Genomic DNA, 17,740 nt, shown 5'->3' on the forward strand with positions numbered 1-17,740 from the left:
TGATATGACTGCCCAGACTCTTCCCGATTCCCGGCTCCGGATCGGCCCGCTCACCCTCGACGTTCCCGTCGTGCTCGCCCCCATGGCGGGGATCACGAACACCGCGTTCCGGCGGCTCTGCCGCGAGTACGGCGCCGGCCTCTACGTGAGCGAGATGATCACGAGCCGCGCGCTCGTGGAGCGCACGCCCGCGTCGCTGCGCCTCATCAAGCACCACGAGAGCGAGACGCCGCGCTCCATCCAGCTCTACGGGGTCGACCCGAAGACGGTCTCCGAGGCGGTGCGCTTCCTGGTCGACCAGGATCTCGCCGATCACATCGACCTGAACTTCGGGTGCCCGGTGCCGAAGGTGACGCGGAAGGGCGGCGGCTCCGCGCTGCCGTGGAAGCGCGACCTGTTCGAGGCCATCGTGACGGGCGCCGTGCAGGCGGCGGGGGACATCCCGCTCACGATCAAGATGCGCAAGGGCATCGACGAGGATCACCTGACCTTCCTCGACGCCGCACGCGCGGCCGAGGGGGCGGGCGTCGCGGCGATCGCGCTCCACGGGCGCACGGCCAACGAGTTCTACTCCGGGCAGGCCGACTGGTCGTCGATCGCGACGCTCAAGGAGACGATCACGAGCGTGCCGATCCTCGGCAACGGTGACATCTGGTCCGCCGAGGACGCGATCCGTATGGTCCGTGAGACCGGCTGCGACGGGGTCGTCGTGGGGCGCGGCTGCCTGGGGCGGCCGTGGCTCTTCGGCGATCTCGCGGCCGCCTTCCGGGCCGAGGCCGGCGAGATCAGCTGGGACGAGGCGGAAGCGGCGATCGCGAAGCCGCCGCTCGGCTTCGTCATGGAGGCCATGCGGCGCCACACTGAGCTGCTGATCCAGTTCTTCGACGGCGAGGAGGATCGGGCCTGTCGCGACATCCGCAAGCACGTGGCCTGGTACTACAAGGGCTACGGCGTGGGCGGCGACACCCGCCGCGCGCTGGCGACGGTCGAGTCGCTCGCACAGATGGACGAGATCTTCGCGACGATGGATCCGGAGATGCCGTACCCGGGCGAGGGCGCCGAGGGGCAGCGCGGCCGCGCGGGCTCGCCGAAGCGCGTGCACCTGCCGGATGGGTGGCTGAACAGCCGCACGAGCGAGGGCATCGACTTCGCCGACCTGGCCGAGGCCGAGCGGGACGATTCGGGTGGCTGAGGCGCTGCCCGCGGGCTACACGCCCGAGGACGCGGAGCGCTTCGCGCCGGAGACGCACGGCGGTGCGCGCAGCGATTTCGCGCGGGATCGGGCTCGCGTGCTCCACTCGAGCGCCTGGCGCCGGCTCGCCGCGAAGACGCAGGTGCTCAGCCCGACCGCGGGGATCGATTTCGCCCGCAACCGCCTCACGCACTCGCTCGAGGTCGCGCAGATCGGTCGTGAGCTCGCCGTCGCGCTCGGCCTCGCGCAGGACGTGGTCGACACGGCCTGCCTTGCGCACGACCTGGGGCACCCGCCCTTCGGGCACAACGGCGAGAAAGCGCTCAACGCGTGGGCGGTCGACGCCGGCGGCTTCGAGGGCAACGCGCAGACGCTGCGCCTGCTCACCCGGCTCGAGCCCAAGCGCTTCGCCGCCGACGGTGCGAGCCTCGGGCTGAACCTCACCCGGGCCACGCTCGACGCGAGCTGCAAGTACCCCTGGAGTCTCGCCGAGGCGGAGCCCGGAAGCGTGAAGTTCGGCTACTTCGCGGACGACGAGCCCGTCTTCACCTGGCTGCGGGCCGGCGCCCCCGCGCGGGTGAAGTGCGCCGAGGCGCAGGTGATGGACCTCTCCGACGACATCGCCTACTCCGTGCACGACTTCGAGGACGCGGTCGTGAGCGAGTACATCGACCCCGAGATTCTCACGGCGCGCTCGGGGCACGAGTCCCTGATCCGCGCGGTGTCGGAGTGGGCGGGCGGGTCCTTCACGAGCGACGAGCTCGGCGCGGCCTACGACCGGATCGCCGAGACGGACACCTGGCTCACCCGCTGGGACGGCTCGCGTGCGCACCAGGCCCAGCTGAAGAACTTCACGAGCGACATGATCGGCCGATTCGCCCGCTCGTCGATCACGGCGACGCTGGCGGAGGCCGATGGCCGCCCGCTCGCGCGCTACGGCTCGGGGGTCGTCGTGCCCGCCGAGATCCGCGCCGAGATCGCCGTGCTCAAGGGCATCGTCGCCGCGTTCGTCATGGCGAGCGGGCGCCGGCAGCCCACCTACCGCCGTCAGCGCGACCTCCTCACGGAACTCCTCGAGGCGCTCTGGGCGTCCGGCGAGCACGCGCTTGAGCCGGCGTTCGCCGCCGACTACCGGGCGGCGAGCGACGAGGCGGGCGCGCGCCGCGCCGTCGTCGATCAGGTCGCCTCGCTCACCGACCAGGCCGCGATCGCCTGGCACAAACAGCACTGTGACATCCCGCTCGTCTGAGGGGCGGCGCGGCACCCAGGCCGCCGTGGACGCCGAGCGGGGGCGGCGGCCGCGGCGGTAAGCTGGCGGGTATGGCAGGCCGGATCCGCGCGAGCGACATTGAGGAAGTGAAGCGGCGCACCAATCTGGGCGATCTCGTGGGCGACTACGTGACGCTCAAGAACGGCGGCATCGACTCGATGAAGGGCCTCTGCCCCTTCCACGACGAGCGCAGTCCGAGCTTCCACGTGCGGCCGGCCCTCGGCTACTACCACTGCTTCGGCTGCGGGGAGTCGGGCGACGCCTTCACGTTCCTCCAGCGGATGGACCACCTGACGTTTGCGGAGTCCGTCGAGCGGCTGGCCGCCCGCATCCACTACGTGCTCACCTACGAGGAGGGCGGGTACCAGCGCGAGGACGGGCCCAACCGGGCGCGCCTGCTCGCGGCGAACCAGGCTGCCGCGGCGTTCTACGTCGAACAGCTCGCGAGCGAGGAGGGCGGCGCGGGGCGCGCCTTCCTGGAGCAGCGCGGCTTCGATCCGGCCGCGGCCGAGCGCTTCGGCGTGGGCTACGCGCCGCGCGGCTGGAACGGGCTCACCGACCACCTGAAGGCGCAGGGCTTCACGCCGGCGGAGCTCGCGCAGGCCGGCCTCGTCTCGGAGGGGCAGCGGGGCGTGTACGACCGCTTCCGCGGCCGCGTCGTCTGGCCGATCCGTGACACGAGCGGGCAGACGATCGGGTTCGGCGCACGCAAGCTCTACGAGGATGACAACGGTCCGAAGTACCTGAATACCCCGGAGACCCCGGTCTACCACAAGTCTCAGGTGCTCTACGGCCTCGACCTCGCGAAGCGCGCGATCTCGCGCGGGAAGCGCGCCGTCGTGGTCGAGGGCTACACCGATGTCATGGCCTGCCACCTGGCGGGCATCGACACCGCCGTCGCGACCTGTGGGACGGCCTTCGGTAAGGAGCACATCTCCGTGCTGCGCCGGATCATGGGGGACGACACAGCGGCCGAGGTGATCTTCACCTTCGATCCGGACGAGGCGGGTCAGAAGGCCGCGCTCCGCGCCTTCAGCGAGGAGAAGCGCTTCACGGCTCAGACCTACGTGGCGGTCGCGCCCGAGGGCTACGACCCGTGCGATCTGCGCCTCCACCGAGGCGACGAGGCGGTGCGCGAGCTCTTCACGCGGAAGCAGCCGCTGTTCGAGTTCGCCCTGCGGCAGGCCGTGTCGCGCTTCGATCTGAACTCGGTCGAGGGGCGGGTCTCGGCGCTCCGGGCCTCGGCCCCGATCGTCGCGGAGATCAAGGATCCCTCGCTCCGGCCCGGCTATGCGCGTGAACTCGCGCGCATGCTTGGCGTGGATCTCGCCGAGGTGCAGCACGCGGTGCGCTCGGCAGAGCGCAGCGGCGGCCGCGGGCCGGGCGGCCCGAACGGCGGAAACGGACCGAACGGGCCCCACGCCGACTTCGACGCGGGCGGCCCCTCGGGCCAGTCGGGTCCCGGTGGGCCGGGCGGCCCGGCGGGCCCCGGCGCTCCTCCCGCGCTCGGGATCGCCGCGCTTCGGAACCTGCCGACGACGCGGCTCGAACGGGACGCGCTCATGGCGATGCTGCAGCAGGGCGAGGCGATCGGCGCGGAGCTTCTGCAACAGGCCGCGACGGCGCAGGTGATGGAGCCCAACCTCCGGATCGTGCGCGACGCGATCGCCGCGGCGCTGCCCGCGCTCGGCACGCCCGAGTGGCTCGAGACCGTGTCGGCCGCCACGCCCGAGACGCATCGCGGACTGTTCCGCGAGCTGACGGTGCTCCCGATGCCCGAGCGCCGAGCCGAGCAGCTGCCGGTGTACGCGCGGGACGTGGTGGTCTCGCTGCTCGACCGGGACCTCGTCGGGCTGAAGCAGGAGCTCCTCGCCCGCATGCAGCGCATCGGCGATCCGTCCGACCCGGGCTCGCGCCGCCTCCAGGAGCAGCTCGTCGCCCTCGAAGCGGCCCGGCGCGGCCTGCGCGAGGAGTGAACACGGCGCGCAGCCGCCCGGCGCACGCCCCCGTCGTCCCCTAGGCTTGCGCACACGGCCCGCCGTGCGGCGGTGCCCGTCCGTTCGACCCCATCCGTCCACCCGAGGAGACCCGAACCATGGCTCATCCCAACCTCGACGCGGCTCCCGCGATCCGCGTCTCCGATCTCTCGCTCTCCTACCCGGCCCACGCCGGGGGCAAGGAGTTCGAGGCCGTCGAGGGCGTCTCCTTCGAGGTGGGGCGCGGCGAGGTCATGGCACTGCTCGGCGAGAGCGGCTCGGGGAAGTCGACCATCGCGCGGTTCCTCGCGGGCCGCGCGGCCGACGCGGGGGAGAAGGCGGCCCGGATCAAGCTCACGGGCGGCGCGGCGACCGTGCTCGACGTGCCCATGCGCCGGCTGAGCCGTCGAAGCCGCGGGCGGCTCACGGCCTACGTGGGGCACCTCGGACAGGACGCGGGCGCGACGCTCACGCCCGAGCTCAACGTGGGAGACATCCTCTTCGAACCGATCGTCGAGCGGAGCAAGGACTTCGACCGCGAGGCGCTCGGTGAGCGGATCGCCGAGATGATGGACATCGTCGCGCTGCCGCTCGCGAAGCTGCAGGAGTACCCCTACGAGCTGTCGAAGGGGCAGCGCCAGCGCGTCGCCGTGATGCGCGCGCTCATGCTCGATCCGACCGTGCTCGTCGCCGACGAGCCGACACTCGGCGTCGACGCGAACAATCGGCCCCGCATCGTCGACCTGCTCCGGTGGTACCGCGAGCGCACGAGCGCGACGATGCTGCTCATCAGCCACGACATCGGCATGCTCGAGGCCCTCGTGCAGGACGTGCTCGTGATGCAGCAGGGGCGGCTCGTGGGGCACGGCGACATCAACGAGATCTTCCGCAACGCGGATCACGGCTACGTGCAGCGGCTCGCGCAGGCGCTGCGCGCGACCGCGTACGACGAGATCGCCGACGAGTAAGCGGGCGGCGCGCCCGGAGGCCGCGCGGGGCCGGGTCGGATTTGCATCCGCTTTCCCGGCCTTGGTACGATAATCTGGTTGCAACGCAATGATCCCCTGTAGCTCAGTTGGCAGAGCGCTTGACTGTTAATCAGGATGTCGCTGGTTCGAGCCCAGCCGGGGGAGCGATCAAGGCCCTCACCGTATGGTGGGGGCCTTTTCGTCGTCAAGGAGGTCCATCGTGGGGCATGCAGCAGATGAGGGCGCTCGCGCCGGGCGCGGCACGGGCCAGGGGCTCGTGATCGAGCTCGATCCGGATCGTAGCCCGCGCATCGCGGCCTCCGCCTGGCTCGCGCCGGGCTCCGTGATCGTCGGCGCGGTCGAGATCGCAGCGTCCGTGAGCGTCTGGTACAACGCCGTCGTGCGCGGCGACTCGGATGCGGTGCGCATCGGCGCCCGGAGCAACCTCCAGGACGGGGTCGTCGTGCACACGCAGGCGGGGGATCCCGCGGTGATCGGCGCCGACGTCTCGGTCGGGCACAACGCGGTGGTGCACGGCGCCACGATCGAGGACGGCTGCCTCATCGGCATGGGCGCGACCGTGCTGAGCGGCGCGGTCGTCGGGGCGGGATCGCTCGTCGCCGCGGGCGCGCTGGTGCCCCAGGGGGTCGTGATCCCGCCGCACTCGCTCGTCGCCGGCGTCCCCGGGCGCGTGGTCCGCGAGCTGCGCCCGGAGGAACGGGACAGCGTCCGCGAGAACGCAGAGATCTACCTGCGGCACACCGCGCACCACGCGGCCGCGACACGCGCCACGGCGGCCGGGATCGCGGAGGCTTCGCCCGATGCACTATGATCGGTGAGGTGCTTCGGCACCCGGCGCGTGCGCCACGGGGATGTAGCTCAATGGTAGAGCCTCAGTCTTCCAAACTGATTACGCGGGTTCGATTCCCGTCATCCCCTCCGAGAGAAACCCCCGCCCCGCGCGGGGGTTTCGTGTTTCCCCCGCGCCGTGATGCGCCGATCCAGGCGCTTTCGGATAGACTTGCTCGGGTTGCGCGCGCAACGCGCGTTCCGTCTGTGAAACCTCGCGGTTTTCGGGGCGTAGCTCAGCTTGGCTAGAGCGCCCGCTTTGGGAGCGGGAGGTCGCAGGTTCGAATCCTGTCGCCCCGACCAGGGTCACCCGGCCCGACACAGGCTGATATGCAGCACGATTTTCGATCATTGAGAGGCCAAATTGCCGAAGACGACAGCTGAGAAGCTCACTCCGACCCGCGCCAAGCTGAGCGTGGAGGTCACGCTCGACGAGCTGGAGCCGTACCTCAAGCAGGCGTACAAGACCATCTCCGAGCAGGTGTCCATCCCCGGCTTCCGCAAGGGCAAGGTCCCCGCGCAGATCATCGATCAGCGCGTCGGTCGCGAGGCGGTCATCCAGGAGGCCGTGAACCACTCGCTGGACGACTTCTACCAGGCCGCCCTCGCCGAGGCGGACGAGCGCCCCATGGGTCGCCCCACCGCCGACGTGGCCAACTGGCCCGACGCGAAGGACCCGAAGAGCACGCTTGGCCTCGTCTTCGAGGTCGAGGTCCGCCCCGAGTTCTCGCTTCCCGACTACGACGGCATCACCCTCACGGTGGACAACGCCGAGGTCGACGCCGCCGCGGTCGAGGCCGAGCTGACCAAGCTCCGCGAGCGCTTCGGCACCCTCGTCACGGTGGATCGTCCCGCCAAGACGGGCGACTTCGTCGAGCTCGATCTCGTCGCCTCGGTCGACGGCGAAGAGGTCGACCAGGCCTCGGGCGTCTCCTACGAGGTCGGCGCGGGCAACCTGCTTGAGGGCACCGATGAGGCCGTCGAGACCCTCACCGCCGGCGAGTCCACGACCTTCACCTCGCAGCTGCTCGGCGGCGAGCACGAGGGCCGCGACGCCGAGGTGTCGCTGACGCTCACGGCCGTCAAGGAGCGCGAGCTTCCCGAGGCCGACGACGAGTTCGCGCAGCTCGCGAGCGAGTTCGACACCATCGCCGAGCTCCGCGAGAGCCTCGAGGAGCAGGTCGCTCGCGCGTCCGTGTTCGCGCAGGGCCAGCAGGCGCGCGATCTCTTCACCGAGACCCTCATCGAGCAGGCCGGCATCCCCGTGTCGGAGGAGCTCGTCGAGGAGGAGGTGCACCGTCACCTCGAGGGCGAGGGTCGCCTCGAGGACGACGAGCACCGCGCCGAGGTCCGCGTCTCCTCGGAGAAGCAGATCCAGCTCCAGCTGCTGCTCGACGCGATCGTGGAGGCCGAGGAGGTCACCCCGACGCAGAACGAGCTCTCGCAGTACATCTTCCAGTCGGCTCAGCAGTACGGCATGGAGCCCACCCAGTTCCTCCAGGCGATCAGCCAGGGCAACCAGATGGGCGTCATCCTCGGCGAGGTCACCCGCAACAAGGCGCTCGCGATCGCGCTCGCCAAGGCGAACGTCGTCGACCAGAACGGCAAGGCCGTCGACCTGAGCGAGTTCACCGCCGTCGACACCGAGACCGAGGACGAGGGCGCTGCCGACGCGGCCGAGGAGGCTCCCGCCGCCGAGAAGCCGGCGAAGAAGTCTCCCGCGAAGAAGGCTGCGGCGAAGAAGGCCGATGCAGCCGACGACGCCGAGGTGAGCGACGAGGAGGCCGCCAAGAAGGCTGCTCGTTCCGCCGCCGCCAAGAAGGCCGCCGCGACGCGCGCCGCGAAGAAGGCCGCCGCTGAGGCGGAGGCCGCCGAGTAATCTCGGTCGCACGCAGCGGAGGCCCCGCACCCGATCCCGGGTGCGGGGCCTCCGTCGTCTCCCCGGTGCCGCGCGCATGCGCCTAGGGCGAACAACGGCGCACGCGCGCCGCCGACTCGGTACGCTCGAATCACGACCCAACGATTGGAGCGCCGAATGGCAGAACAGACGCCACCGAACAGCGTGTTCGAACGCCTGCTGAAGGATCGCATCATCTGGCTCGGATCCGAAGTGCGTGACGAGAACGCGAACGAGATCTGCGCGAAGATCCTGCTCCTGGCAGCCGAGGATCCCGAGGCGGACATCTACCTCTACATCAACTCGCCCGGCGGCTCGATCACCGCGGGCATGGCGATCTACGACACGATGTCCTTCGTGCCGAACGACATCGTCACCGTCGGCATCGGCATGGCGGCCTCGATGGGCCAGTTCCTGCTGACCGCCGGCACCAAGGGCAAGCGCTACATCACGCCGAACGCCCGTGTCTTGCTGCACCAGCCGCACGGCGGCTTCGGCGGCACCGCGAGCGACATCCAGACGCAGGCGCAGCTCATCACCTCGATGAAGAACCGTCTCGCCGAGATCACCGCCGCGCAGACCGGCAAGACCGTCGAGCAGATCAACGAGGACGGGGACCGCGACCGCTGGTTCTCCGCGCAGGAAGCGCTCGAGTACGGCTTCGTCGACTTCATCCGGGACTCCGCGTCCGATGTCGTCGGCGGCGGCGGGACGAAGCGCTAGACCATGGGACAGGAAACGAGCCTTTCGATGATGACCTCTCAGATGCCGCAGGCCGGCGGTTCCGGCCTCATGATGCCCGAGTCGCGCTACGTGCTGCCCTCGTTCGAGGAGCGCACGGCGTACGGCTACAAACGCCAGGATCCCTACGCGAAGCTGTTCGAGGATCGCATCATCTTCCTCGGCGTCCAGGTCGACGACGCGTCGGCCGACGACGTGATGGCGCAGCTGCTCGTGCTCGAGAGCCAGGACCCCGAGCGCGACATCACGATGTACATCAACTCGCCCGGCGGCTCTTTCACCGCGATGACGGCGATCTACGACACGATGCAGTACATCCGTCCGCACGTGCAGACGGTCTGCCTCGGTCAGGCCGCCTCGGCCGCCGCGGTGCTCCTCGCCGGCGGGACGCCGGGCAAGCGCCTCGCGCTGCCGAACGCCCGCGTGCTGATCCACCAGCCCTCGACCGGCCAGGCCGGGCACGGGCAGGCCTCGGACATCGAGATCCAGGCCCGCGAGATCATGCGCATGCGCGAGTGGCTCGAGGAGACGCTCTCGAAGCACTCGAAGCGCTCGATCGACGAGGTGCACCGCGACATCGACCGCGACAAGATCCTCAGCGCGCAGGAGGCGCTCGAGTACGGTCTCGTCGACCAGGTGCTCACGAGCCGGAAGAACCCGCAGCCGGTCCTTCCCCAGTAGTGCACACGGGCCCCGGGCAGTCGCCCGGGGCCCGCGGCGTGCCGTCCGGCAATGTCGGAGGCGCCCGCTATTCTCGATGGTGTTCCCCCGACCGAGTGTGAAGGAGCCTCAGCATGGCCAAGATCGGCGAAAGCAGCGAGCTGCTCAAGTGCTCCTTCTGCGGCAAGTCGCAGAAGCAGGTGCAGCAGCTCATCGCGGGCCCGCAGATCTACATCTGCGATGAGTGCGTCGCGCTCTGCAACGAGATCATCGAGGAGCGTCTCGCGGAGACGCAGACGACGGAGTCGAGCGACTTCACGCTGCACAAGCCCCGCGAGATCTCGGACTTCCTCGACGAATACGTGATCGGGCAGGATCGGGCGAAGCAGTCGCTCGCCGTCGCCGTCTACAATCACTACAAGCGCGTGCGGGCCGCCGCGGCGCTCACCAGCGCGGACGCGATCTCCGAGCAGGTCGAGATCGAGAAGTCGAACATCCTGCTCATCGGCCCGACGGGCTGCGGCAAGACCTACCTCGCTCAGTCCCTCGCCCGCCAGCTCGGCGTTCCCTTCGCGGTGGCCGATGCCACGGCGCTCACGGAGGCGGGCTACGTCGGTGAGGACGTGGAGAACATCCTCCTCAAGCTGCTCCAGGCCGCTGACTTCGATGTGCAGCGCGCAGAGACGGGCATCATCTACATCGACGAGATCGACAAGATCTCGCGCAAGGCCGAGAACCCGTCGATTACCCGCGACGTTTCCGGCGAGGGCGTGCAGCAGGCGCTGCTGAAGATCCTCGAGGGCACCGTCGCCTCGATCCCGCCGCAGGGCGGCCGCAAGCACCCGAACCAGGAGTTCCTGCAGCTCGACACCACGAACGTGCTCTTCATCGTCGCGGGAGCGTTCGCCGGGCTCGAAGAGATCATCGGTTCTCGCCTCGGCAAGGGCGGCATCGGCTTCGGCGCCCCCGTGTCGGCGCGCCGCGATGAGGAGAACCTTTTCGCGAAGGTCGAGCCCGAGGATCTGCACAAGTTCGGTCTCATCCCCGAGTTCATCGGGCGTCTCCCGGTGGTCGCCACGGTCGACCCGCTCGACGTGCCCGCACTCACCCGAATCCTCACCGAGCCGCGCAACGCGCTCGTGAAGCAGTACCAGCGCATGTTCGAGCTCGACGGCGTGAGCCTCGAGTTCGAGGACGCGGCGCTTGAAGCGATCGCCGAGCAGGCCGTCGAACGGAAGACGGGTGCCCGTGGGCTCCGCTCCATCCTCGAGCGCGTCCTCGGCTCGGTCATGTTCGAGGTGCCGTCGAGCGACGAGGTGACGAAGGTGATCGTCACCCGCGAGTCGGTGCTCGGCGAGTCCGGTCCGCGCGTCCTGCAGGCGCGCGGCGCACGCGAGAGCGCCTAGCCTTCCCGGCTCGGCGTGTCAGCCGAGCCAGTCGTCCTCATCATCATCGTCCGCGGCGAGCGGCCGGACGGCCGTCTCGCCCGTGGGGGTCTGCGTCACGAGGACCAGATCGTCGAGGGCGCACTGCGGGCGCCCCTCGAGCCACGTCAGCGTCCACGCCGACGCGGCAGGATGCGCGGCCTCCTGGGCCGCGATCGCATCGTGCAGCTCCGGGGGCACGCCGCGGTGCGGCGGCTCGCCCACGCGCCAGCGCGCCCCCAGCTGCATGATCAGCCCTCCGTCTGCTCGAGCTGGATCTCGGCGACCGTGACCGCGTCGACCTCGGCGGCCTCGATGCGCAGCTCCGCGATGCGGCCCACAGCGGCGAGGTCGGTGGCGGCGCGCTGCAGGCGATCCCGGTCGGCCGCGGGGGCGTGCACCACCGCGAGCGTCACGGGCGTCTTCTGCGAGGCCTTTGCGGCGGTCTTCGCGCCGCGCACGCCGATGAGGGCGCCGCCGACGAGCGCGAGGAGCGCCGCGTCCGCGTCTGCACCCGCGAGCGTTTCCGCCTCGGCCGCGACGGGCCACTGCGCCTGGTGCACCGAGCCCTCGCCGAACCAGGACCAGACCTCCTCGGTCGCGTACGGGAGGAACGGGGCGAGGAGACGCACGAACACCGAGAGCGCGGCGCGCAGCGCGGTCACGGCGGAGGCGCGGGGCTGCCCCGTGCCGTCGTCGCCCGCGGCGCCGTGCGCGCGCTCCTTGACGAGCTCCAGGTAGTCGTCGCAGAACGTCCAGAAGTACGACTCGGTGAGTTCGAGCGCCCGTGCGTGGTCGTAGTTCTCGAAGGCGCGCGTGGCGTCCTCGATGACGGTCGCGAGCCCGGCGAGCATCGCGCGGTCGAGCGGCTCGGTGACCGAGCCGACGCCCGTCGCGTCGAAGCCGAGCGTGAACTTCGCCGCGTTCAGCAGCTTGATGGCGAGCCGTCGACCGATCTTGATCTGCGTGGGGTTCTGCGGATCGAAGGAAGCGTCCGTGCCGAGCTTCGCCGAGGCGGCCCAGTAGCGCACCGCGTCCGAGCCGTGCTGCTCGAGCATGCCCGCGGGCGTCACCACGTTGCCCTTCGACTTCGACATCTTCTTGCGGTCGGGATCAAGGATCCAGCCCGAGATGCCCGCGTTCTTCCAGGGCAGCTCGCCCGACTCAAGCTCCGAGCGGAGCAGCGTCGAGAACAGCCAGGTGCGGATGATGTCCTGGCCCTGCGGGCGCAGGCTGTACGGGAAGACGAGGTCGAACAGCTCGGGATCGCGCTCCCAGCCCCCCGCGAGCTGCGGGGTGAGCGAGGAAGTCGCCCAGGTGTCCATCACGTCGACCTCGCCCTGGAAGCCGCCGGCCACGCCGCGCTGCGCCTCGGTGAAGCCCGCGGGCACGTCGCTCGACGGGTCGACGGGCAGCTGCTCGGTCGTGGGGAGGATCGGCTCGTCGAACACGGGATTGCCGTCCGCGTCGAGCGGGTACCAGACGGGGATCGGTACGCCGAAGAAGCGCTGGCGCGAGATCAGCCAGTCACCGGACAAGCCCTCGACCCAGTTCTCGTAGCGCACCCGCATGAAGTCGGGGTGCCACTCAAGCTCCGAACCGTGCGCCAGGAGCCGCTCGCGTAGCGCCTCGTCGCGGGCGCCGTTCTTGATGTACCACTGGCGCGTGGACACGATCTCGAGCGGCTTGTCGCCCTTCTCGAAGAACTTGACGGGGTGCGTGATCTTGCGGATCTCGCCCGTGAGCTCGCCCGACGCCTGCAGCAGCTCCACCATCGTCTGCTTCGCGCTGAAGACGGTCTTCCCGGCGATCTGCGCGTAGGCCGCGCGGCCCGCCTCGGAGGTGATGGCCTCGGGGGCCTCGCTGATCACGCGGCCGTCGAAGCCGAGGATCGCGCGGTTCGGGAGGTCGAGCTCGCGCCACCAGATGACGTCGGTCACGTCGCCGAAGGTGCAGATCATGGCGATGCCGGTGCCCTTGTCCTGCTTTGCGAGGTGGTGCGCCACGATCGGCACCTCGACGTCGAAGATCGGGGTGCGCACGGTGGAGCCGAAGAGCGGCTGGAAGCGCTCGTCGTCGGGGTGCGCCACGAGCGCGACGCACGCGGCGAGCAGCTCGGGACGGGTCGTGTCGATGAGGATGTCGCCCGAGCCGTCCGACTTGTGGAAGGCGAGCGTGTGGTACGCGCTCGGCTGCTCGCGGTCCTCGAGCTCGGCCTGCGCCACGGCGGTGCGGAACGTGATGTCCCACAGCGTCGGCGCCTGCGCCTGGTACGCCTCGCCGCGCTCGATGTTGCGCAGGAAGGCGAGCTGCGAGGCGCGGAGCGAGTCCGCGCCGATCGTGCGGTAGCTCTGCGACCAGTCGACCGACAGGCCGAGGGTGCGCCAGAGGTCCTCGAACTGCTTCTCGTCCTCGACGGTGAGGCGCTCGCAGAGCTCGATGAAGTTGCGGCGCGAGATGGGCTGCTGATCCGCAGCCTTGATGCTCTTGCCGTCGCCGCCGTCGTGCGGCGGCACGAAGCCCTCGACGTAGGGGAGCGAGGGATCGCAGCGCACGCCGTAGTAGTTCTGCACGCGGCGCTCGGTGGGGAGGCCGTTGTCGTCCCAGCCCATGGGGTAGAACACGCGCTTGCCCTGCATGCGCTGGTAGCGCGCGACGGTGTCGGTGTGCGTGTACGAGAACACGTGGCCGACGTGCAGCGAACCCGACGCCGTGGGCGGCGGCGTGTCGATGCTGTAGACCTCAGCGGCGGTGGCGCCCTCGCGGGGGAACGCGTACGTCCCCGCTTCCTCCCAGACCGGCCCCCACTTCGCTTCGAGGCCTTCGAGTGCCGGCTTGTCGGGGATCGCGCTCATAGCTGGGGGCTCCGTTCTCGACGCGGCGCGCGTTCGCGCGGGCGGTCGGGTTCGATGTGGGCGGCACCGCGTCGTCGGGTCGTCTGCGTGTCACCGCGAACGCCCTGGTGCCTGATGGTTAACGCCGTCCAGTCTACCCGGCGGCGCCGTCAGGCCAGGTGCACGCCGAGCAGCGTTTCATTCCCCGCGGGATCGCCTCCCGGCTCCGGCTCCGTGAGGTAGCGCTCCCACGCGATGCCGAGCGGCGTGCGCCCCGATTCCTCGATCCACTCGAAGAGGAACGCGTACGCATCGGTCAGTCCGCTGTAGTCGCCGCGCACACGCAGCGTGGCGACGGTCCCGGCCGGCAGGGTCTCGGGATCGACACCCTCCGAGCCCGTGAACGGCGCGTCGACGGGGACCGCGACCGAGAGATCGAGCGTGTCCCCGGGCACGCCGTGCACAACGGCGTAGGGCGCTCCGCTCGGCGCGGCGCCCGCGCGGGCGAGCGCGGCGAAGATGCGGGGGAAGGCCCGGTCGTAGAGCGCCGGGATGGCGTCGAGCTGCACTCGCTCGCGGACGACGGCGAGGTGCTGCTCGGCGCGCTCCTCGAGCGCGGGGCTCTCGAACGGGGGAGTGACGGTGCTCATGGCAGCATCCTGCCAGGGGAGGGAGCCGTGCGGAAGAGCGTGCGCCCGGGTCGTGGCCGGTCCGTGACCTCGCCCTCGGAGCGGTCGTCCGCGCGTGCGGTGAGGAGCATCGCCTCGTCGAGAGTGGCCGGGACCTCGGTGAGCCGCGGCGCGTCGGCGCGTGCCGGCGCCCCCGCCCCGGCTCCCGTGCTCCGGTGGAGCGGTGCGAGCGCCGCAGCGATGCGCGGAGCAGGCACCCCCGGAACCCGGATCGTGCGGCCATCGAGGAGCGCGGGGAGGCCGGCTTCCCTGAGCATTGCGAACGCGGCGCCCCACTCCGCGGTGTCGATGCGCACGGAGCGGTACGGCGCGACGACCGCGGCGAGCGTGCCCGAAGCGGACACCCGGCCTGCGGTGAGCACGACGAGCCGATCGCACTGCGCGGCCTCCTGCATGTAGTGGGTGCTGACGAGGATCCCCGCGCCCGTGTCCGCCCGGGCGTGCAGCTCCTTCCACAGCCGCGTGCGCGAGAGCGCGTCCATCCCGGAGCTCGGTTCGTCGAGCACGAGCAGTTCGGGAGCGTGCACGGAGGCGGCGGCAAAGGCGAGGAGGCGGCGCGAGCCGAGCGGGAGGTCCCGCACGGGCGCGCGCCCCCACTGCGCGGCCCAGCCGGCGAGCTCCTTCGGGACGGGAACGCCCTGCACGGCGGACGCGAAGCGGAGGTTCTCGGTGGCGGAGAGCATGGGCACCAGCCCGGTGCCCTGCGCGACGTAGCCGAGACGTCGGCGCCGAGCGCGGTCGGGCGGCCCGCCGAAGAGCGTCGCGCTTCCGGCACTCGGGGTCTCGAGCCCCAGGAGGACGCGCATGAGCGTCGTCTTCCCCGCCCCGTTGCCGCCGAGCAACCCGACGATCTCGCCGGGGGCCACCGTGAGCGAGACACCGGCGAGCGCGGTCACGGAGCCGAAGCGCTGCACCGCGTCGTCGACCGCCACGATACGTGCGGGAGCCGCAGCAGTCCGCCGCGCACGGGGCGTGGGAGCGCCAGGGGTCTCGGGGGTCGCGGGATTCGCGGGGGCCGCGGGAGCCGCCGGGCCGGGGCCCCGTGGCTCCTCCCGTAGCAGCAGTGCGATGCAGGTGCTCTCCAGGTCAGCGCGCGCCGCGCGAAACCCCGGGGGCGGCGGCGCCCCCGGTTCCCGCTCCCAGACGAACACCGCGTCGCCGCGTCGCCACGCGAGCGGACCGCGCTCGGCAGCCCGGGCTGGCGGACTCGCCGCGTCCGCGCTCCAGAGCGTCCCGGGACACCCCGCGATGATCTGAGCGGCGGTCCCCGACGCCAGCACCGCACCACCGCCCAGCACGTGCAGCTGCGACGCGCGCTCCGCCTCGTCGAGATAACTCGTGGCGAACACCACAGTCGCACCGTCCGCCGCCGCCCCGGCGATGAGCGCCCAGAGCTCCGCCCGGCTGATGGGATCCACCCCCGTCGTGGGTTCGTCGAGCAGCACGAGACGGGGCTCGTGCAGCGTGGCGAGCACCACGCCCAGCTTCTGCCGCATCCCACCCGAGAGCGCCCCGGCGAGGCGGCCCCGCGCGTGCTGTAAGCCGGCGCGCTCGAGCAGCAGCTCGCCCCGGGCGCGCGCCGTTGCCGCGGGCACCCGGTAGGCGTGCGCGACGAACTCGAGATTCTCCGCAACGGAGAGCGCCCGCCACACCCCCGCCTCAGCGGGTTGGACGCCGATCTCCGCACGGCGCTCCGGCAGGCCGAGGATCCGGCCCGCGCTCGGACGGAGTCTGCCGGACAGGGCCCGCAGCAGCGTCGACTTGCCTGCCCCATCCCCACCGACCAGGGCGGACACCGTCCCGGGCGAGAACGTTCCGGTGAACCCGGTGAGCGCGGGACGCCCGGCGATCTCCACAGACACCGCCTCCACGGACACCGTCACGGCCGCCATCAGCGCGCCCCGCCGTGCGTGAGCGAGCGCCGCATCCGGAGGGTCGCGGCACCGAAGACCAGCACCGCCATCCCGGCGAGGATCGTGAGCGGCGGCCAGAGCGTATCGAGGCCCGCACCGCGCAGCATGATCCCCTGGCTGATCTCGCGGAACCACGTGAGCGGCAGAGCGTAGCCGATCCACCGGACCCCGAGGGGCATCGCCTCGAGCGGGAAGATCAGCCCGGAGAGGAGCACTTGCGGCACCACGAAGAGGATCGCCATCTGGATCGCCTGGCCCGTGCTCTGGGAGACGGAGGAGATGAACACCCCGGCGCCGAGCACCACCAGCAGGAACACCAGCGCCGCGACCGTGAAGACGGGCACGCTCCCCACGAAGGGGACCCCGAACACCCAGACGCCCAGCGCCGTGACCGCGGCCATGTCCACCAGTGCGAGGAGGAAGTACGGGGCGATCTTCCCGAAGATGATCGCGGACGGGCGGAGCGGCATCACCGCGAGCTGCTCGAGCGTCCTGGTCTCGCGCTCGCGCACCAGTCCGATGCTCGTGATCAGCGCGCCGATGAAGAGCAGGATCAATCCGATGAGCCCGGGCACCATCACCCACGACGTCCGCAGATCGGGGTTGAACGCGACCGTGATGAACGAACCCGGATCCGCGCTCGCCGCAGGCGCGGACGCGAGCGCGGTGAGCACGGACTGCGCGGCGACGGCGTCTCCCTGGGCCGCTTCCGCCGCCGCCCGGATCTGCGCGGCTCGGCGCTGCCCGTCCTCCGCGATGATTTGGAGGAACACGCCCTGCGCGGACTGCGCGGTGAAGAGGCTGCTGCCATCGAGGAGCACCTCCATCCGCTCGGCGAGGGAGGGCGAGATGGAGGCCCCGCCCGGCGCGGCGGATGCTCCGCCAGGCGCGGCGGATGCTCCTTCCGGTGACTGCGCGATGACGACGGCGTCCGCGGCGCGATCCCGCAGCAGCGCGGTCGCGCGGTCGCGGTCGCTTCCGGCCCCACCCGGGCCGGGATGGACGAGCGTGATGCTCTCCTGCGCTGCGGCGGTCCGCTCGAGATCCGTGCTCAGCTCGGACGACCCCGACCCGATCACGGCCACGTCGATGCGGTCGACCGCGAAATTCGCGGCGTAGCCGAAGATGACGAGGAGCAGGACGGGGAGGACGACGAGCATGGCGAGCGTGCGCCGATCGCGCGCGAGTTCGCGGAACTCCTTCACGATGATTGCGCGCATCCGCCGCCTCCTCAGATCACCATCGATGCCTTGAGGATAGGTCACTTCCGCCGCGCGGGACAGGGGGAGCGACGCGGCACCCCCGGACGCACGGCGGCGGCCCGTCC

The 17,740-nt window shown here is 71.0% G+C and carries 14 protein-coding genes and 3 tRNA genes; 12 read left to right on the top strand and 5 right to left on the bottom strand.

Annotated features, from left to right (window positions below; translation table 11 throughout):
• Positions 1-4 precede the first annotated feature (4 nt).
• The 12 genes from dusB to clpX all read left to right on the top strand — a co-directional run bounded on the left by dusB (position 5) and on the right by clpX (position 10,959).
• On the top strand, positions 5-1,192 hold the full coding sequence (gene dusB / locus U874_RS0111060; RefSeq protein ID WP_025134603.1) for a tRNA dihydrouridine synthase DusB: 1,188 nt from the start codon (positions 5-7) through the stop codon (positions 1,190-1,192).
• Positions 1,185-2,441, top strand: coding sequence for a deoxyguanosinetriphosphate triphosphohydrolase (locus tag U874_RS0111065; protein ID WP_025134604.1), 1,257 nt, complete (start codon positions 1,185-1,187; stop codon positions 2,439-2,441). Before dusB ends, U874_RS0111065 begins: the two co-directional genes overlap by 8 nt.
• Positions 2,442-2,512: 71 nt before the next feature.
• Entirely contained in the window at positions 2,513-4,438 is a 1,926-nt protein-coding gene (gene dnaG, locus U874_RS0111070; protein WP_025134605.1) for a DNA primase, read from the top strand.
• A gap of 119 nt (positions 4,439-4,557) precedes the next feature.
• Complete coding sequence (locus U874_RS0111075; RefSeq protein WP_025134606.1) at positions 4,558-5,406, top strand: ATP-binding cassette domain-containing protein; 849 nt, start codon at positions 4,558-4,560, stop codon at positions 5,404-5,406.
• 92 nt (positions 5,407-5,498) lie between these two features.
• Positions 5,499-5,571, top strand: a tRNA-Asn gene (locus U874_RS0111080).
• A 112-nt stretch (positions 5,572-5,683) separates the two neighbouring features.
• On the top strand, positions 5,684-6,238 hold the full coding sequence (locus U874_RS0111085) for a gamma carbonic anhydrase family protein (protein ID WP_036058128.1): 555 nt from the start codon (positions 5,684-5,686) through the stop codon (positions 6,236-6,238).
• A gap of 36 nt (positions 6,239-6,274) precedes the next feature.
• A tRNA-Gly gene (locus U874_RS0111090) sits at positions 6,275-6,345 on the top strand.
• A 135-nt stretch (positions 6,346-6,480) separates the two neighbouring features.
• Positions 6,481-6,558: transfer RNA gene (locus U874_RS0111095), tRNA-Pro, on the top strand.
• Positions 6,559-6,619: 61 nt separating this feature from the next.
• Positions 6,620-8,134, top strand: coding sequence for a trigger factor (gene tig, locus U874_RS0111100; protein ID WP_025134608.1), 1,515 nt, complete (start codon positions 6,620-6,622; stop codon positions 8,132-8,134).
• A 129-nt stretch (positions 8,135-8,263) separates the two neighbouring features.
• Positions 8,264-8,875, top strand: a complete 612-nt coding sequence (locus U874_RS0111105; protein WP_255342054.1) for an ATP-dependent Clp protease proteolytic subunit — start codon at positions 8,264-8,266, stop codon at positions 8,873-8,875.
• Positions 8,876-8,902: 27 nt separating this feature from the next.
• Positions 8,903-9,574, top strand: a complete 672-nt coding sequence (locus U874_RS0111110; RefSeq protein ID WP_025134610.1) for an ATP-dependent Clp protease proteolytic subunit — start codon at positions 8,903-8,905, stop codon at positions 9,572-9,574.
• A gap of 113 nt (positions 9,575-9,687) precedes the next feature.
• Positions 9,688-10,959: an ATP-dependent Clp protease ATP-binding subunit ClpX gene (gene clpX / locus U874_RS0111115; RefSeq protein WP_025134611.1), complete on the top strand. Its 1,272-nt coding sequence runs from the start codon at positions 9,688-9,690 to the stop codon at positions 10,957-10,959.
• An 18-nt stretch (positions 10,960-10,977) separates the two neighbouring features.
• Here the strand turns inward: clpX and U874_RS0111120 are convergent, their stop codons facing one another.
• From U874_RS0111120 to U874_RS0111140, 5 genes are all read right to left on the bottom strand, one after another.
• The gene (locus U874_RS0111120) at positions 10,978-11,226 is read right to left on the bottom strand and encodes a hypothetical protein (protein WP_025134612.1); all 249 of its coding nucleotides are present in this window, start codon (positions 11,224-11,226) and stop codon (positions 10,978-10,980) included.
• A gap of 2 nt (positions 11,227-11,228) precedes the next feature.
• On the bottom strand, positions 11,229-13,832 hold the full coding sequence (gene valS, locus U874_RS0111125) for a valine--tRNA ligase (protein ID WP_025134613.1): 2,604 nt from the start codon (positions 13,830-13,832) through the stop codon (positions 11,229-11,231).
• A gap of 149 nt (positions 13,833-13,981) precedes the next feature.
• The gene (locus U874_RS0111130; protein WP_025134614.1) at positions 13,982-14,461 is read right to left on the bottom strand and encodes a GyrI-like domain-containing protein; all 480 of its coding nucleotides are present in this window, start codon (positions 14,459-14,461) and stop codon (positions 13,982-13,984) included.
• Complete coding sequence (locus tag U874_RS0111135; protein ID WP_025134615.1) at positions 14,458-16,392, bottom strand: ATP-binding cassette domain-containing protein; 1,935 nt, start codon at positions 16,390-16,392, stop codon at positions 14,458-14,460. Before U874_RS0111135 ends, U874_RS0111130 begins: the two co-directional genes overlap by 4 nt.
• The gene (locus U874_RS0111140; protein WP_025134616.1) at positions 16,392-17,633 is read right to left on the bottom strand and encodes an ABC transporter permease; all 1,242 of its coding nucleotides are present in this window, start codon (positions 17,631-17,633) and stop codon (positions 16,392-16,394) included. Before U874_RS0111140 ends, U874_RS0111135 begins: the two co-directional genes overlap by 1 nt.
• Positions 17,634-17,740: the final 107 nt, after the last annotated feature.

Origin of the sequence: Leucobacter sp. PH1c (assembly GCF_000633415.1) — a bacterium.
Taxonomy (GTDB): Bacteria; Actinomycetota; Actinomycetes; order Actinomycetales; family Microbacteriaceae; genus Leucobacter.

What these genes read in the sequence shown, in the direction of transcription:
- dusB (WP_025134603.1), top strand. Translation starts at nt 5, where the DNA reads ATGACTGCCCAGACTCTTCCCGATTCCCGGCTCCGGATCGGCCCGCTC.
- dnaG (WP_025134605.1), top strand. Translation starts at nt 2,513, where the DNA reads ATGGCAGGCCGGATCCGCGCGAGCGACATTGAGGAAGTGAAGCGGCGC.
- U874_RS0111075 (WP_025134606.1), top strand. Translation starts at nt 4,558, where the DNA reads ATGGCTCATCCCAACCTCGACGCGGCTCCCGCGATCCGCGTCTCCGAT.
- U874_RS0111110 (WP_025134610.1), top strand. Translation starts at nt 8,903, where the DNA reads ATGATGACCTCTCAGATGCCGCAGGCCGGCGGTTCCGGCCTCATGATG.
- clpX (WP_025134611.1), top strand. Translation starts at nt 9,688, where the DNA reads ATGGCCAAGATCGGCGAAAGCAGCGAGCTGCTCAAGTGCTCCTTCTGC.
- U874_RS0111120 (WP_025134612.1), bottom strand. Translation starts at nt 11,226, where the DNA reads ATGCAGCTGGGGGCGCGCTGGCGCGTGGGCGAGCCGCCGCACCGCGGC.
- valS (WP_025134613.1), bottom strand. Translation starts at nt 13,832, where the DNA reads ATGAGCGCGATCCCCGACAAGCCGGCACTCGAAGGCCTCGAAGCGAAG.
- U874_RS0111130 (WP_025134614.1), bottom strand. Translation starts at nt 14,461, where the DNA reads ATGAGCACCGTCACTCCCCCGTTCGAGAGCCCCGCGCTCGAGGAGCGC.
- U874_RS0111135 (WP_025134615.1), bottom strand. Translation starts at nt 16,392, where the DNA reads ATGGCGGCCGTGACGGTGTCCGTGGAGGCGGTGTCTGTGGAGATCGCC.
- U874_RS0111140 (WP_025134616.1), bottom strand. Translation starts at nt 17,633, where the DNA reads ATGCGCGCAATCATCGTGAAGGAGTTCCGCGAACTCGCGCGCGATCGG.